The organism is Variovorax sp. VRV01 (assembly GCF_014852545.1).
GTDB lineage: Bacteria > Pseudomonadota > Gammaproteobacteria > Burkholderiales > Burkholderiaceae_C > Variovorax > Variovorax beijingensis_A.
In genome coordinates this window covers 53,898-69,835 of the sequence record NZ_JACVBS010000022.1, presented here as the reverse complement: position 1 = coordinate 69,835, position 15,938 = coordinate 53,898, and the positions used below count along the sequence as shown (strand labels likewise).

Sequence of the window (15,938 nt, the reverse complement as noted above, 5' to 3'; positions counted from 1 at the left end):
GCCAAGGCCATTGATGATTTGTGCCGCCGGCTTTGATGCGCGCCGCGCATCAAAGCCGGCGGCCCGGCCGTGAACGCGCAGTGTGCCTGTATGGGTATCCAGTTGTTTGGTGGCGACTGACTACAATCCGCCCCCATGGCGACTCCCCCCAAGACTCCCCCCAGTTCATCGTCCGCGTCCTCCGGGTACTCGGAAGGTTCCATCCGCGTGCTCAAGGGCCTCGAGCCCGTGAAGCAGCGCCCGGGCATGTACACCCGGACCGACAACCCGCTGCACGTCATCCAGGAAGTGCTCGACAACGCCGCCGACGAGGCGCTGGCGGGCCATGGCAAGAAGATCAAGGTCACGCTGCATGCCGACAACTCGGTCAGCGTCGAGGACGACGGCCGCGGCATTCCCTTTGGCCTGCACCCTGAAGAAAAAGCCCCGGTGGTCGAACTGGTCTACACCCGGCTGCACGCCGGCGGCAAGTTCGACAAGGGTTCGGGCGGCGCCTACAGCTTCTCGGGCGGCCTGCACGGCGTGGGCGTGTCGGTGACCAACGCGCTGTCGAAGCGCCTCGAAGTGACGACGCACCGCGAGGGTTCGGTCGCCAGGCTGGCCTTCAGCGGCGGCGACGTGATCGAGCCGCTGCAGGTGCGCAAGCTCGAGGCCGGCGAGCGCAAGCAGGGCACCACCGTGCGCGCCTGGCCCGACGCCAAGTATTTCGAGACCGCGGCGCTGCCGATGGCCGAGCTCACCCACCTGCTGCGCAGCAAGGCCGTGCTGATGCCGGGCGTGAGCGTCACCCTCACGGTCGAGAAGACCAAGGAAACGCAGCAGTGGCTCTACAAGGGCGGCCTGAGCGACTACCTCATGCAGACGCTCAACGGCGACCCCGTGATCCCGCTGTTCGAAGGCAGCGGCCATGCCGACAAGAACGCCGACAACTTTGCCGAGGGCGAGGGCGCCGACTGGTGCGTGGCCTTCACCGAAGACGGCCAGCCGGTGCGCGAGAGCTACGTCAACCTGATTCCCACCAGCGCCGGCGGCACGCACGAGAGCGGCCTGCGCGACGGCCTGTTCACCGCGGTGAAGGGCTTCATCGAATTGCATTCGCTGCTGCCCAAGGGCGTGAAGCTGCTGCCCGAGGACGTGTTCGCGCGCGCCTCGTACGTGCTGAGCGCCAAGGTGCTCGACCCCCAGTTCCAGGGGCAGATCAAGGAGCGCCTCAATTCGCGCGATGCCGTGCGCCTGGTGTCGAGCTTCGTGCGCCCGGCGCTCGAGCTCTGGCTCAACCAGCACGTCGACTATGGACGCAGGCTCGCCGAACTCGCCATCAAGGCCGCGCAGACGCGCCAGCGCGCCGGCCAGAAGGTCGAGAAGCGCAAGGGCTCCGGCGTGGCCGTGCTGCCCGGCAAGCTGACCGATTGCGAGAGCAAGGACACCAGCCACAACGAAGTCTTCCTGGTCGAGGGCGATTCGGCCGGCGGCAGCGCCAAGATGGGCCGCGACAAGGAGAGCCAGGCCATCCTGCCGTTGCGCGGAAAGGTGCTCAACACCTGGGAGGTGGAGCGCGACCGGCTTTTTGCCAACACCGAAATCCACGACATCTCGGTGGCCGTGGGCGTCGATCCGCACGGCCCCGCCGACACGCCCGACATGAGCGGCCTGCGCTACGGCAAGATCTGCATCCTCTCCGATGCCGACGTGGACGGCTCGCACATCCAGGTGCTGCTGCTCACGCTGTTCTTCCGCCACTTTCCGAAACTCATCGAAGCCGGCCACGTGTATGTCGCAAAGCCGCCGCTGTTCCGCGTCGATGCGCCCGCGCGCGGCAAGAAGCCGGCTTCCAAGGTCTATGCGCTCGACGAGGGCGAACTCACGGCCACGCTCGATAAACTGCGCAAGGACGGCGTGCGCGAAGGCGCCTGGAGCATCAGCCGCTTCAAGGGCCTGGGCGAAATGAGCGCGGAACAATTGTGGGAAACCACGCTCAATCCCGATACCCGGCGCCTGATGAAGGTCCAATTGGGGCGCTTCGACTTCAGCTCCACCCAGGGCGAGATCACCAAGCTCATGGGCAAGGGCGAGGCAGCCGCCCGGCGCGAACTGATGGAACTGCGCGCCGACGATGTCGATATCGATGTTTGACCACCCTCGTGAAAATTCCAGACCTCATGCGTCCGTTGCTCCTGGCCCTGCTGCTGTGTGCGCAGCAGGGGCTCGCGCACGCCGCTGACGTCTACGGCTACATCGACAGCAAGGGCGTGGCGCACTTCGCGTCGGAAAAGATCGACGAGCGCTACCAGGTCTTCTTTCGCCGCGGCCAGAGCTTCGATACCGCGCAGGGCCTGGCGCCGTTCGCGCGCGGAGGGCGCAAGCTCGACGGAAAGGTGCCGCAGGCCTCGCAGACCCTGCTGGCGCTGTTCGAAGCCTCGCCAAGCTACAAGACCGCCAAGGCCGCGCTGCGCGATGCGGCCAACAAGCATTCGATCGACTACGAATTGCTGCAGGCGCTGATCGCCACCGAATCGGGCTTCGATGCCCAGGCCGTTTCGCCCAAGGGCGCGATGGGTCTCATGCAGCTCATGCCGGCCACCGCGCAGCGTTATGGCGTCGCGGCCGACAAGCGCAGCACCATCGAGAAAAAGCTGTTCGATCCGCGCGTCAACATTGCCGCGGGCTCGCGCTACCTGCGCGACCTGATCGCGATGTTCCCGGGCCAGATCGAACTGGCGCTGGCCGCCTACAACGCAGGCGAAGGCGCGGTACAGCGCGCGGGCAACAAGATTCCCAACTACAAGGAAACGCAGAACTACGTGCAGACGGTGCTGCAGCTCTATGCCTACCTGAAGCCGTCGGCGGCGGGATCGTCGGCCGTGGCAGGCGGCAGCGGGCGCGGCGGCAAGACGCCGGGGCGCATCCGCATGGAGCTCACGGTGCCCAAGGGCGGCGCCCTGGGCCGTGGCAACATGCCGCCCGATTCGCCGGGCGCCATGCCGGCCATGCCCGATGCGCCCGAGTCATCGACGGTGCCGGACGGCGGTTCGGACACGCCGGTGTCCTGATGGCCCGCCCCGCCTTTGCTCGCCGATGAAGGAGCCCTTTTTCGTGCACCGCCGAAGCTTCGTTCTTGCGACTGCCGCCTGCGCGGTGGCCGGTGCCGCGCGCGCGCAGCACGCGGCCACGCATGACACGCTGCCGCCGGCGTCTTCGTCGAAGGAGCCCTACGCGCGGCTGCAGGGTGGCGTTCCGCACCACATGACGCCCGAGCAGGAAGCCCAGCGCGTCACGGACAGCCCCGCACCGGCCGGCCCGGCGGGGCGCTGGGAGCCGCGCGCGGCGCTGCCCATTCCGCGCAGCGAGATGGCCTGGGCCACCGCGGCGCAAGGGCGCATGCACGTGGTCGGCGGCTATGGCGAGGGCGCGGTCAACCGCGACTACCACCACATCTACGATCCCAAGGCCGACCGCTGGCTCGACGGCGCACCGCTGCCGCGCGGCGCCAACCACGTGGCGGTGGCGGCCGATGGCGACCGGGTCTACGCCCTGGGCGGCTTCGTCGAGCAGAACCGCCGCTCCGACACCCACGCCTACGTCTACGAGATCGCAGCCAACCGCTGGAGTGCCATCGCACCGCTGCCACGCCCGCGCGGTGCCGCGGCCGCGGTGATGCAGGGCGGCGTGCTGCACCTGATCGGCGGCGCCTCCGAGCCTGCCGCCGAACGCGCGAGCGTCGGCTGGCACGAGGTCTACGACCCCAAGACCGATCGCTGGTCCTCTGCCAAGCCGCTGCCCGGCGCGCGCGATCACGTGGGCTGCGTGGCGCACGGCGGCCAGATCCACGTGATCGGCGGGCGCTTCAACACCTTCGAATACAACACCGACCTGCACCACGTCTACCTGTCCGCGCGCGACACCTGGGAGCTGCGTGCGCCGCTGCCCACGGCGCGCTCGGGCCATGGCCTCGTGGTGTACCGCGGCCGCTTCTTCGCGATGGGCGGGGAGGGCGGCTTTCTGGTGGGCGGCGTGCCGCGGCAGGCCAAGGTGTTCGGCCAGATGGAAAGCTACGATCCCGTGGCCGACAGCTGGCAGCGCCATGCGCCGATGCCCACGCCGCGCCATGCGGTGGGCGCCGCGGTGATCGGCGACTGGATCTACGTGGCCGGCGGCGGCGCGGTGCTCGGCGGCGCCGTGCAGTCCGCCGTACACGAGGCTTTCACACTGGGCTGAGCGCGCAAGCGCACGGCCCGCAACCGTTTCTCTTTCTCTCTTCTCCATGGACGACTCCCAACCTCCGCTCGATCTCCAGGGTCCCACCGACGGCGACACCACCCTCACGCTGGCCGACTACGCGCAGACCGCCTACCTCGAATACGCGCTCAGCGTGGTCAAGGGCCGCGCGCTGCCCGACGTGTCCGACGGGCAGAAGCCGGTGCAGCGGCGCATCCTGTATTCGATGTCGCGCATGGGCCTGGGCTTCGGCGGCGCCAACGGCACCGTGGGCGCCAAGCCGGTCAAGAGCGCGCGCGTGGTCGGCGACGTGCTCGGCCGCTTCCACCCGCACAGCGACCAGGCCGCCTACGACGCGCTGGTGCGCATGGCGCAAGACTTTTCGCAGCGCTATCCGCTGGTCGACGGCCAGGGCAACTTCGGCAGCCGCGACGGCGACGGCGCCGCGGCCATGCGCTACACCGAAGCGCGCCTGGCCCGCATCACCAGCCTGCTGCTCGACGAGATCGACGAAGGCACGGTCGACTTCATTCCCAACTACGACGGCAGCACCGAGGAGCCGCGCCTGTTGCCCGCGCGGCTGCCTTTCACGCTGCTCAATGGCGCGAGCGGCATCGCGGTCGGCCTGGCCACCGAGATCCCGAGCCACAACCTGCGCGAGATCGCCGATGCCTGCGTGGCGCTGATCAAGTCGAACGGCAAGCTCAGCGACGAGGAACTGCTGCAGATCGTGCCCGGCCCCGACTACCCGGGCGGTGCGCAGATCATCAGCGGGCCGGCCGACATCGCCGACGCCTACCGCACCGGCCGCGGCTCGCTCAAGGTGCGCGCGCGCTGGAAGATCGAGGACCTCGCGCGCGGCCAGTGGCAGCTCGTGGTCAACGAGCTGCCGCCGGGCGTGAGCACGCAGAAGGTGCTCGAGGAAATCGAGGAAATCACCAACCCGAAGGTCAAGGCCGGCAAGAAGGCGCTCTCCGCCGACCAGACCCAGCTCAAGGCCGCGATGCTCTCGGTGCTCGACGTGGTGCGCGACGAATCCAGCAAGGACGCCGCGGTGCGCCTGGTGTTCGAGCCCAAGACCTCGCGCATCAGCCAGGAAGAGTTCATTACCACGCTGCTCGCGCAGACCTCGCTCGAGACCTCGTCGCCGATCAATCTCACGATGGTGGGCATCGACGGCAAGCCCACGCAGAAGTCGCTGCGCCAGATGCTCAACGAGTGGATCGCGTTCCGCGAGGTCACGGTCGAGAAGCGCTCGCGGCACCGGCTGGGCAAGGTGCAGGACCGCATCCACATCCTCGAGGGCCGGCAGCTGGTGCTGCTGAACATCGACGAGGTGATCGCGATCATCCGCGCGGCGGAAGACCCGAAGGCCGCGCTCATCGCGCGCTTCAACCTCAGCGAACGCCAGGCCGAGGACATCCTCGAAATCCGGCTGCGCCAGCTCGCGCGGCTCGAAGCCATCAAGATCGAACAGGAGCTCAAGGGCCTGCGCGACGAGCAGAAGAAGCTCGAAGACATCCTCGGCAGCCCGGCGGCGCTGCGCCGCCTGCTGGTGAAGGAAATCGAGGCCGATGCCAAGACCTTCGAGGACCCGCGCCGCACGCTGATCCAGGCCGAGAAGCGCGCCGTGGCCGAACTGAAGGTGGTCGACGAGCCGGTGACCGTGATCGTCTCGCAGAAGGGCTGGGTGCGTGCGCAGAAGGGCTGGGCCAGCGAGAAGAACGGTGCCAACGGCACTGCGGCGCCCGAATACAGCTTCAAGTCCGGCGACGCGCTCTACGGCGCCTTCGAATGCCGCAGCGTCGACACGCTGCTGGTGTTCGGCTCGGCCAAGGACAAGAGCGTGCGCGTCTACACCGTGCCCGTGGCTTCGCTGCCCGGCGCGCGCGGCGACGGCCAGCCCGTGACCACGCTGATCGAGCTCGATGCCGGCACGCATGTCACGCATTTCTTCGCGGGCCCGGTAGGCGCCAGCCTGCTGCTGGCCAACACCGGCGGCTACGGCTTCATCGCCACCGTCGAGAACATGATGTCGCGCCAGCGCGGCGGCAAGGCCTTCATCGACGTGGGCGAGGGCGAGCAGCTCTGCCGCCCGTCGCTGGTGGGCGGCGCGAGCGGCGCGGAGCCGATGCCGGCCGCCACGCACGTGGCCTGCGCCTCGACCGGCGGCCGCATCCTGACCTTCGACATTGCCGAGCTCAAGAGCCTGCCCAAGGGCGGCCGCGGGCTCACGCTGATCGACCTCGACGCCAAGGACACGCTGGCGGGTGCCGCGGCCTACACGCGCAGCGTGAAGATCGAAGGCATCGGCCGCGGCGGCAAGGAGCGCGATGAAACCCTGGAAATCCGCACGCTCAACAATGCGCGCGGCAGCCGTGCGCGCAAGGGCAAGGCGGCCGACCTCGGCTTCAAGCCGACGGGCATCGTGCGGGTGCTGTGATGGGCGGCATCGACATCAGCGTCATCGGCCTCGTCGTTGCACTGGTCACGGGCCTTGCCAGCTTCTGGTTCGGCCGGCGCATGCGCCTGAAGCGCGGGGCCAGGAAGCGCGAGAAGGATCGCATCGCGGCGCAGGCCAGCGAGACCCGGCAGCAGCGCCGGGCGCGCGAGCGCAAGGAACGCGGCTAGCGCCTGTTTTCCTAGCGCAGGCCCTGCCACCAGCGCTCGTTGGTGCGCGCCTTGCCCACCGTCAGCACCTCGCCGATCACCGGCGTGGCCAGCTCGATCTTCTTTGCCTGCGACAGGTCGGCAATGCGGTCCAGCGGATCGTGCCAGGTGTGGAAGGCGAGGTCGAAGGTGCTGTTGTGCACCGAATAGAGCACCTTGCCGCGCAGGTCCTCGAAGGCCTGCACGCTCTGCTCGGGCGTCATGTGGACGGCGGGCCAGTAGGCGTCGTAGGCGCCGTTTTCCATCAGCGCCAGGTCGAAGCCGCCGAAGCGCTCGCCGATCTGCTTGAAGCCCGCAAAGTAGCCCGAGTCGCCGCTGTAGAAGATGCGCTGATCGCCGCTTTGCACCACCCATGAGGCCCACAGTGTGCGGTCGCGGTCGGTCAGCGTTCGGCCCGAGAAGTGCTGCGCCGGCGTGGCGGTGAGCTTCACGCCGCCGTGCTCGCCGCCTTGCCACCAGTCGAGCTCCGTCACCCGCTCCGCGGGCACGCCCATCGCCACCAGCCGCGCGCGCACGCCCAGCGGCACGAAGTAGCGCTGCACGCGCTGCGCGAGGTACTCGATGGTGGCCACGTCGAGGTGGTCGTAGTGGTCGTGCGAGAGGATCAGGCCTTCGATCGGCGGCAACTGCTCGAGCGTGAGCGGCGGCTTGTGGAAGCGCTTGGGGCCCACAAAGGTGAACGGCGATGCGCGCTCGCTGAACACCGGGTCGATCAGCCAGTACTTGCCCTGCAGCTTGAGCAGGTGCGACGAATGGCCGAGCCGCACCACGTGGTTGGCCTTGGGGTCGAGCGCTTCCAGGTCGGCGGTGGCCAGCATGCGCACCGGAATCGGATCGACCGGCACGGTGCCCACCTTGTCGCCGACGATGAAGCGTGACCAGATCCGCCAGCCGCTGGCCGAAGGCAGCACGTCCGGATTCGGCAGGTTCTGGAAGCTGCAGCCCTTGAACTGCGGCGATGCGTCGTAGCGCGCCTCGCATCCGCTGTTGCTGGAACAGCCCGCGACCAGTGCGCAGCCGGCCGCAAAGAGCGAGGTGCCATAACTGCGAAGACGGTGCTTCAGAAAGGAGATCATGGCGAGGTGTTGTCGGGTTTTTGCGGCGCGAGCTTAGCCGCCGCGTGGCGGCCAATGGTTTCAACGGCAGAAACATTCGGCGCACAGGGGCATTCCCGTGCCGCTTGTCGTAGGCCATGCGTTCTATGGCTGCCTGCGGGATCGCGCGGCACACTGAAGCGCGCCACGTTCCGCGGGCTTCAAGGAGGCGATCACACCATGAGCAGCAACCGCTATCCCATCATCTACGTGCGCGGCTATGCCATGACAGAGGCCGAGCGCGACGACACCGCCGCCGATCCGTTCTGCGGATTCAACGTGGGCTCCACGGTCTACCGCGCCACCGTGAAGAAGGATGCGCCGGCGCAGAAGTTCGTCTTCGAATCGCCGGTGGTTCGCCTCCTGGCCGACTTCCAGTACCAGAGCGTCTACCAGAACGGCCTGGACATTCTCGACAACGACTGGAAGCCTTCGCCCGATGAAACCGGCAAGGACGTGGACGGCATTCCGGCCGCATCGATCGTCATCTACCGCTACTACGACAGCGGATCCGAATTGCTCGGCGACGGCAAGTCGCGCGACGTGAAGGTGTATGCGCAGGGTCTGAGCAAGCTGATCCTTCGCGTGCGCGACCTGGTGGCGCTGCGCGAGGGGCCCGCTTTTGCAGCGGCCGATTTCCGCTGCTACCTGGTGGCGCATTCGATGGGCGGGCTGGTGGTGCGTGCCTTCCTGCAGAACCCGGCGCTCGGCGATGCGGCGGCGCGCGCCTGCGTCGACAAGGTGTTCACCTACGCCACGCCGCACAACGGCATCGACATGGGCGGCATCAACGTGCCGGCCTGGCTCACGGCCAACGAGATGAACACCTTCAACCGCGAGCGGATGTCGGAGTTCCTGGCCACGGCGCCGGTCGACGGCCGCATGGACTACCTGCCGGCGGCCGCATTTCCGGCCGAGCGCTTCTTCTGCATGGTGGGCTCCAACCGCGGCGATTACGAGGCCGCCAAGGGCCTCTCGCGCATGTTCGCGGGCCACGGCAGCGACGGACTGGTGCGCATCGAGAACGCCTCGCTCTGGTCCATCGACGATGCGAAGCGCAGCAAGCCGGTGGCCACCGCCTACGCCTTTCGTTCGCACTCGGGCTACTTCGGCATCGTCAATTCCGAGGAGGCCTACCAGAACCTGGTGCGTTTTCTCTTCGGCGACGTGCGCGTCGATCTCTGGTTCGAGGTCGAGGGCGTGACCCTGCCGCCGGACCTGCCCAAGGACGCCGATATCGACGCGCTCTACCAGGTCGAGCTTTTGGCCGCGCCGCGCGGCAAGCGCTGGTACCTGAGCCGGCGCGTGGCCGAAGAGGATTCGCCCGCCTGCCGCACGCACAAGGAGCTGACCGACCCCGAGAAGCCCGAGCGCCGCTCGATCTATCTCTCGACCGTGTTCCTCGCCAACAAGGCGCGCGTGAAGCAGGACCGGCCGACGCTGGCCTATGCCATGACGCTCGGCGTGCGCGTGCCCGACTACCAGGTGAACAAGAAGTTCTGGCTCGACGGCCATTACGAAGGCAGCTCGCTGTTCCGCGACACGCTGGTGATCGAGATCGCGCCGCCCCGGGCCGACGACCCGGCGCAGAACTGGAACGTGAAGTACGGCTGGCAGACAGACACCGCGGGGCAGGCGTCGCTGCCGATCAGCCCGAAGCAGCTGGCCGACGGCAAGCTGCAGTTCATCGTGCCGCTGTCGAGCCTGGGCGCGGCACCGGCGGCGCCCGGCATCAGCGGCAAGGTGCGGCTGGAGGTGAGCGCCTGGAGTTGAAGAAAGCGCCCTCCGGCGGGCACCGGCGTCATACTCGGGGCGGTCCAGGGTCCTGCCTTCTCCTCCCCCATGAAAACTGCCGTTCTCGTCATCGACATGCAGCGTGGCCTCTATGACGACCTGCCGCGTCCCCACGAGGCCGCCGAGGTTGCGCAGCGGATCAATGGCCTCACCGCGCGTGCCCGTGCCGCGGGCGTGCCGGTGGCTTTCATCCAGCACGAGAACGCCGTCGACCTCGAATTCGATTCCGAGCGCTGGCAGCTTTCCGGCGCGCTGGAGGTCGATCCAGGCGACACCAAGATCCGCAAGGCCACGGCCGATTCGTTCCTGCGCACGCCGCTGCAGGCATGGCTCGCGGGGCATGGGGTGCAGTGCGTGGTGCTCTGCGGCTACTCGTCGGAGTTCTGCGTGGACACCACCGCGCGGCGTGCCGCTGCGCTGGGCTACGAGGTCGTGCTCGCGGCCGACGCGCACACCTCGCACGACAAGCCGCACGCCACCGGCGACTTCATCCGCGCCCACCACAACGCCACGCTGTCGGACATCACGAGCTTCGGCGTGCCGATCCGCGCGGTGCCCAGCGCGAAGATCGTGTTCTGACCGTTCAATCCGCGCCGCGCCGCCACACGCGCGCGAGCGCGGCCAGCTTGCCCCTGAAGCTCAGCCGGTCGTTCGACAGCGCGTCGATGAAGTCCGACAGCCGCTGCGACTTCACCATGGTGTAGATCGTGAGCCAGGTCGTGAAGACGAACACCACGCCGAACCAGAGCGCCTTGCGCCACAGCGGCGCATCGGCCTCGGCCAGCAGGTTCATGCCGAGGAAGCCCGTCGTCACCGTGCCGATCAGGCCGAACAGCGTGACCACCGTGAGCCGCACCACGGTGCTGGCCTGCCGGCGCAGGCTGTCGGCGTCCAGGTAGGTGTTCATGTCGGCGATGCGCGCCTTGACCTCGTCGTAGAGCGGGTCGAGCCCGAGGTGCGCGGTGCACATGTGGGAGAGCGCGCGCACCTGCGCCTGCTCCGAGATCTCGTGGAACCAGTAGCGGTGCGTGAAGCGCAGGAAGCGCTCGAAGCTCGAACGGATCGCGCGCTTGAACTGCTTCACGCTCGGCGTGCTGTGGATGTCGAGCCGCTTGAGCGCCTCGACCAGCTGGTCCGAGAACATCAAGAGCGCCGCCTTCTGGAAATGCGCAATCAGGAACAGCAGGAAGTGCTGGTGGCGGAACTGCGCGAGCACGCCGCGGTCGCGGCAGCAGAAGAACTCCGAGCGGGCATCGCCCACCACGATCAGCGCATGGCCGTTGCACAGGTAGCGCGTGTTCGGCGCGGCGCCCGCATCGACCCAGAAGCGGTCGTAGCAGTAGCGGCGTTCGAAGTCCTCCAGATGCTGCTCCGCGTAGGGCAGGTGGGCGCGTTGCGCTGCATCGGCCTCGGCGGCGCCGGTGACGAGCCCGAGCCGGATGAAGTCGTTGCGCGAGAGGCGCTTGGGATCGTCGAGCGAAAGGTAGGCCATCAGCGGCATGCGGTAGTACTCGATCTGCCGGTAGCGCAGCGCGCCGGGCTCGTCGGAATGGTCGCTCACGAGCGGCTGCATCAGGTAGGCCCAGTGGGCCGAGATGCGCGGTGCGCGGTGCTGGGCCACGTGCGAGAGAAAGGCTTCGCGCTGCTGCGCATCCGAGCGCGCGAGCACACGGCCGTCGGCGGCCAGCCATTCGACGCTGGCCATGCAATGCAGCGCGCCGCCCTCGGCGTTCCAGCCCGCGGGGTAGGCGCGGCCGAAGCGGTAGAGCAGGTCCTGCGCCTGTGCAAGGCTCAGGTGGTTGGCGCCGACCTCCAGGTTCAGCAGCACCACGTCGATGTCGAAGAAGAAATACAGGTCGCAATGCACCACGTCGAGCGTGATCGGCGCGTCGCCCTGCTGTGCCACCACGCGCACGGCCGCGATGTCGTGGCGGCGGAAGATGCGCATCGGCGAGTCGCCGTCGCTGCCGGTGTCCGCGCCGTCCTTGTTCTTCGAGCGGCCCTCGCCGTAGAGAAAGCGCTGCACGTAGGGCAGGAAGCTCACGAACTCGTTGTAGTGCCGCTCGTGGAAGCGGCTGCTGTCGCCGGTGTATTCGTCGATCTCCTCGCGCCAGGGCGAGGCTTCGCCCATCTCGCGCAGCAGGTGCCAGGGGCCGTGGTGCGTGGGCTTGGCGTCAGGCGCCGGCACCAGCCGCAAGGGCCAGAGCAGGGCCTGCCGGAAATGCTGCACGGCAGGGGGTGCAACTGTCCCTGCGGACGCGATGGCCTCGGATGTATTCAGCATCGCGCGAGTGTAGGCAGAAGGGCTGTCGAAACACTGACCTAGGGAAATCCCTGGCTTGGCCTGAAACCGGTTTCATATAAGCTGCAAGCATTGCTTTCGAGGCATGCGCGCGGCCATGCCGTGCTCGCCCCACCCATGAACTACCAGTTTCAATTCGACGCCGTCTTCGCTGCCTGGCCGCTGCTGCTCAAGGGCACCTGGATCACGATCCAGCTCTCGCTCGTGGCCACGCTGCTGGGCCTCGTGGTCGCGATTTTTTGCGCCTGGGGCAAGACCTCGGGGCCGGGCTGGCTGCGCTTCATCGTCAACGCCTACATCGAGGTGATCCGCAACACGCCGTTCCTCGTGCAGCTGTTCTTCTTTTTCTTCGCGCTGCCGGCCATCGGGCTGCGCTGGTCGCCGCAGACGGCGGCGCTGGTGGCCATGGTGGTGAACCTTGGCGCCTACGCCACGGAAATCATCCGCGCGGGCATCGAGTCGATCCCCAAGGGGCAGATCGAGGCGGGCCGGGCGCTCAACCTCAAGCCCTGGGAGATCTTCCGCTTCGTGATCATCAAGCCCGCGCTCAAGGCCATCTACCCGGCGCTCACGAGCCAGTTCATTTTGCTGATGCTGAGCTCGGCCGTGGTGTCGGTCATCTCGGCCGACGACCTGACCTCGGTGGCCGCCAACCTGCAGTCGCAGACCTTCCGCAGCTTCGAGATCTACATCGTGGTGGCCGCCATCTACCTGGCGCTGGCGCTGGCCTTCTCGGCGATGTTCAAGCTGATCTACAAGCGCACGCTCAACTACCCGGACCGCCGGTAGCAGGCCCCAGAGCGGAGCAGGAAAAAAACCATGCGTACCTTCGGCTTTCCCGAATTCCTTTTCATCCTCGAAGCGGCCAAGTGGACGCTTGCGCTGTCGGCCATCGCCTTCGTGGGCGGCGCGATCCTGGGGTTGATCATCGCGCTCATGCGCACGTCGGAGTCGGCGTGGGCGCGCGGCGTGTCGACCACCTTCATCCAGATCTTCCAGGGCACGCCGCTGCTGCTGCAGCTGTTCCTGGTGTTCTTCGGCGCGCCGGTGCTGGGGCTGGACATCAACCCCTGGGTGGCGGCCGGCGTCGCGCTCATCCTGAACAGCGCCGCCTTCCTCGGCGAGATCTGGCGCGGCTGCATCGAGGCCATTCCGCGCGGCCAGTGGGAGGCCGCTCAGGCGCTCAACCTCAAGTATGCGGCGCGCATGCGCGACGTGGTGCTGCCGCAGGCGCTGAAGATCGCGCTCGCGCCCACGGTGGGCTACGTGGTGCAGATCATCAAGGGCACGTCGCTCGCCGCAATCATCGGCTTCGTCGAGGTCACGCGCGCCGGGCAGATCGTCAACAACGCCACCTTCCAGCCGCTGGTTGTGTTCTCGGTGGTGGCTGCCATCTACTTTGCGATCTGCTGGCCGCTGTCGCTGCTTGCTGCGCGCATGGAGCGCAAGCGTGCCCGTGCGTTGGCCCGCTGATTCCTTTCCCTTTCTCATTGCTTCCTTCTTTATCCAGGAGACACTTTCCATGACCCGTATCACCACCCGCCGCGCAGCGCTGGCAGCCCTCGCATCCCTGGGACTGGGCGCCGCGCTCACCGTGTTCGCACCCTTCGCCTCGGCACAGACCGTGGCGGACATCAAGAAGAAGGGCGAGATCACCATCGGCATGCTGGTCGACTTTCCGCCCTACGGCACCACCAATGCGCAGAACCAGCCCGACGGCTACGACGCCGACGTGGCCAGGCTTCTGGCCAAGGACTGGGGCGTCAAGGCCAACATCGTGCCGGTGACCGGCCCGAACCGCATTCCCTTCCTGCTGACCAACAAGGTCGACGTGCTGGTCGCCTCGCTGGCCATCACGCCCGAGCGCGCCAAGCAGGTGCAGTTCTCGCAGCCCTACGCGGCCGCGACCATCGTGCTGTATGGCGCCACCAAGACGCCCATCAAGGCGGCCGGCGACCTGAAGGGCCTGCGCGTGGGCGTGGCCCGTGCTTCCACGCAGGACGTGGCCGTGACCAAGGCCGCGCCCGAAGGCACCGAGATCCGCCGCTTCGACGACGACGCCTCGGCCATGCAGGCGCTGATCTCGGGCCAGGTCGACGCGATCGGCTGCTCGGTCACCGTGGCGGCGCAGATCGCCAAGCGCGTGCCGGCCGGCACCTACGAAAACAAGTTCACGCTGGTGCAACAGTCAATGGGCATCGCGATGCGCCCGGGCCAGGAAGAGCTGACCAAGGCCGTGAACGAATTCGTCGCGAAGAACACCGCCAATGGCGAGCTCAACAAGCTCTACCAGAAGTGGCTGCAGGCCGACCTGCCCAAGATGCAGTGAGCCGCCGAGGCTGAAGAAGAAGGAATCCTGGCATGACGACGGAATCGATCATCCGCATGGAAGCGGTCAACAAGTGGTACGGTGAATTCCAGGTGTTGACCGGCATCAACCTGTCGGTGCGCCAGGGCGAGCGCATCGTGATCTGCGGGCCTTCGGGCTCGGGCAAGTCCACGCTCATCCGCTGCATCAACCGGCTCGAAACGGTGCAGAAGGGCCGCATCGTGGTCGACGGCATCGACCTCACGGCCGGTGGCAAGAACGTCGACGCGGTGCGTGCCGAAGTGGGCATGGTGTTCCAGCAGTTCAACCTGTTCCCGCACCTCACCATCCTGGAGAACTGCACGCTCGCGCCGATGCGTTCGCGCGGCATGACCAAGGCGCAGGCCGAAGAAGTGGCCATGAAATACCTCACGCGCGTGCGCATTCCCGAGCAGGCGAACAAGTACCCGAGCCAGCTCTCGGGCGGACAGCAGCAGCGCGTGGCGATTGCGCGCGCGCTGTGCATGTCGCCCAAGATCATGCTGTTCGACGAGCCCACCTCGGCGCTCGATCCCGAGATGGTCAAGGAAGTGCTCGACACCATGATCGGCCTGGCCGAAGACGGCATGACCATGCTGTGCGTGACGCACGAGATGGGCTTTGCCCGCAGCGTGGCCGACCGGGTGATCTTCATGGCCGACGGCAGGATCGTCGAGCAGGCGCCGCCGCAGGAGTTCTTCGGCCACCCGAAGGACGAGCGCACGCGCCAGTTCCTCGGCCAGATCCTGAGCTCGCACCAGGCGCACTGATGACCCTTCAGGTATTGGTTTCTCTGTCGTCCTTCGGTGCGGCCGAGGTGGGGCGGCATGGCCAGCTCTGGTGCGCGCAGATGGCGCTGGAGGCCGGCGCCGATTCGGTCGAGGTGCGCGGAGAGATGCTGCGCAACGCCGAGGCGGAGCTGCCTTTGCTGGCGGGCCTGGCCTCGGTGTATTCGAGCCCCGAGGGGCTCTGGGCCGAAGGCGGCTGGCTCGACAGCGCAGCGCTGGCACGCGGCATTGCCGCCGCAACCCGGCTGGGTGCCCGGCGGCTCAAGATGTCGATCGGCGACTTTCGCGCGTCTTCGCATGGCTCGCTCTGGGGCCTGAAGGTGCAGCTTGCCGAAACCCGCGTCGAACTGCTGATCGAAAACGACCAGACCGTGCGCGCCGGCACGCTGCCCGCGCTGCAGGCCTTCTTCGATGCGGCAGACCGCGCCGGTGTCGAACTGGGCATGACCTTCGACATGGGCAACTGGCACTGGCTCGGCGAGTGCCCGCTGCAGGCCGCACAGGCGCTGGGCCGCCGCGTGCGCTACGTGCATTGCAAGGGCGTGCAGCGGCTGCCGCACAAATGGGTGGCGGTGCCGCTGGCCGACTCGGCCGTGCCGTGGCGCGCGGTGCTGCGTGCGCTGCCGGCCGACGTGCCGCACGCCATCGAATATCCTCTGGCGGGAGACGACCTGCCGGCCGTCGTGCGCGCGCAGGTCGACTTCATCCGCGCCGCGCGGGCCTAGGGA

The 15,938-nt window shown here is 67.6% G+C and carries 14 protein-coding genes; 12 read left to right on the top strand and 2 right to left on the bottom strand.

The features are described from left to right. Window positions 1–135: 135 nt before the first annotated feature. Genes IB278_RS28755 through IB278_RS28735 form a run of 5 tightly spaced genes read left to right on the top strand, consistent with a single transcriptional unit; the run spans window position 136 to window position 6,846 of the window. Complete coding sequence (locus IB278_RS28755; protein ID WP_145747266.1) at window positions 136–2,133, top strand: DNA topoisomerase IV subunit B; 1,998 nt, start codon at window positions 136–138, stop codon at window positions 2,131–2,133. A 26-nt stretch (window positions 2,134–2,159) separates the two neighbouring features. Continuing rightward, window positions 2,160–3,050 (top strand): lytic transglycosylase domain-containing protein, encoded by an 891-nt coding sequence (locus IB278_RS28750; RefSeq protein ID WP_145747267.1) that lies wholly within the window; start codon window positions 2,160–2,162, stop codon window positions 3,048–3,050. 43 nt (window positions 3,051–3,093) lie between these two features. Then, window positions 3,094–4,215, top strand: a complete 1,122-nt coding sequence (locus IB278_RS28745) for a Kelch repeat-containing protein (protein ID WP_145747268.1) — start codon at window positions 3,094–3,096, stop codon at window positions 4,213–4,215. 46 nt (window positions 4,216–4,261) lie between these two features. Further along, window positions 4,262–6,658, top strand: a complete 2,397-nt coding sequence (parC, locus tag IB278_RS28740; RefSeq protein ID WP_145747269.1) for a DNA topoisomerase IV subunit A — start codon at window positions 4,262–4,264, stop codon at window positions 6,656–6,658. Next, window positions 6,658–6,846: a hypothetical protein gene (locus IB278_RS28735; protein ID WP_145747270.1), complete on the top strand. Its 189-nt coding sequence runs from the start codon at window positions 6,658–6,660 to the stop codon at window positions 6,844–6,846. Before parC ends, IB278_RS28735 begins: the two co-directional genes overlap by 1 nt. 11 nt (window positions 6,847–6,857) lie before the next feature. Here the strand turns inward: IB278_RS28735 and IB278_RS28730 are convergent, their stop codons facing one another. Further along, the gene (locus IB278_RS28730; protein WP_192327219.1) at window positions 6,858–7,961 is read right to left on the bottom strand and encodes an MBL fold metallo-hydrolase; all 1,104 of its coding nucleotides are present in this window, start codon (window positions 7,959–7,961) and stop codon (window positions 6,858–6,860) included. 198 nt (window positions 7,962–8,159) lie between these two features. Between IB278_RS28730 and IB278_RS28725 the strand changes: the two genes are divergently transcribed. Together IB278_RS28725 and IB278_RS28720 are read left to right on the top strand one after the other, a co-directional pair. Next, a complete protein-coding gene (locus IB278_RS28725) occupies window positions 8,160–9,752 on the top strand; it encodes an esterase/lipase family protein (RefSeq protein ID WP_145747272.1) in 1,593 nt (530 codons plus the stop codon). A 69-nt stretch (window positions 9,753–9,821) separates the two neighbouring features. Then, window positions 9,822–10,352, top strand: coding sequence for a cysteine hydrolase family protein (locus tag IB278_RS28720; protein ID WP_145747273.1), 531 nt, complete (start codon window positions 9,822–9,824; stop codon window positions 10,350–10,352). 4 nt (window positions 10,353–10,356) lie between these two features. Here IB278_RS28720 and IB278_RS28715 read toward each other — a convergent pair whose 3' ends face one another. Continuing rightward, window positions 10,357–12,057: a hypothetical protein gene (locus tag IB278_RS28715; RefSeq protein WP_145747274.1), complete on the bottom strand. Its 1,701-nt coding sequence runs from the start codon at window positions 12,055–12,057 to the stop codon at window positions 10,357–10,359. A gap of 135 nt (window positions 12,058–12,192) precedes the next feature. Between IB278_RS28715 and IB278_RS28710 the strand changes: the two genes are divergently transcribed. Genes IB278_RS28710 through IB278_RS28690 form a run of 5 tightly spaced genes read left to right on the top strand, consistent with a single transcriptional unit; the run spans window position 12,193 to window position 15,935 of the window. Beyond that, window positions 12,193–12,864: an amino acid ABC transporter permease gene (locus IB278_RS28710; protein WP_145747275.1), complete on the top strand. Its 672-nt coding sequence runs from the start codon at window positions 12,193–12,195 to the stop codon at window positions 12,862–12,864. 30 nt (window positions 12,865–12,894) lie between these two features. After that, on the top strand, window positions 12,895–13,548 hold the full coding sequence (locus IB278_RS28705; protein WP_192327215.1) for an amino acid ABC transporter permease: 654 nt from the start codon (window positions 12,895–12,897) through the stop codon (window positions 13,546–13,548). A gap of 49 nt (window positions 13,549–13,597) precedes the next feature. Continuing rightward, on the top strand, window positions 13,598–14,404 hold the full coding sequence (locus IB278_RS28700) for a transporter substrate-binding domain-containing protein (protein ID WP_145747276.1): 807 nt from the start codon (window positions 13,598–13,600) through the stop codon (window positions 14,402–14,404). A gap of 32 nt (window positions 14,405–14,436) precedes the next feature. Beyond that, the gene (locus IB278_RS28695) at window positions 14,437–15,192 is read left to right on the top strand and encodes an amino acid ABC transporter ATP-binding protein (RefSeq protein ID WP_192327212.1); all 756 of its coding nucleotides are present in this window, start codon (window positions 14,437–14,439) and stop codon (window positions 15,190–15,192) included. Beyond that, window positions 15,192–15,935: a sugar phosphate isomerase/epimerase family protein gene (locus IB278_RS28690; RefSeq protein WP_192327209.1), complete on the top strand. Its 744-nt coding sequence runs from the start codon at window positions 15,192–15,194 to the stop codon at window positions 15,933–15,935. Before IB278_RS28695 ends, IB278_RS28690 begins: the two co-directional genes overlap by 1 nt. The last annotated feature ends 3 nt before the right edge of the window (window positions 15,936–15,938 follow it).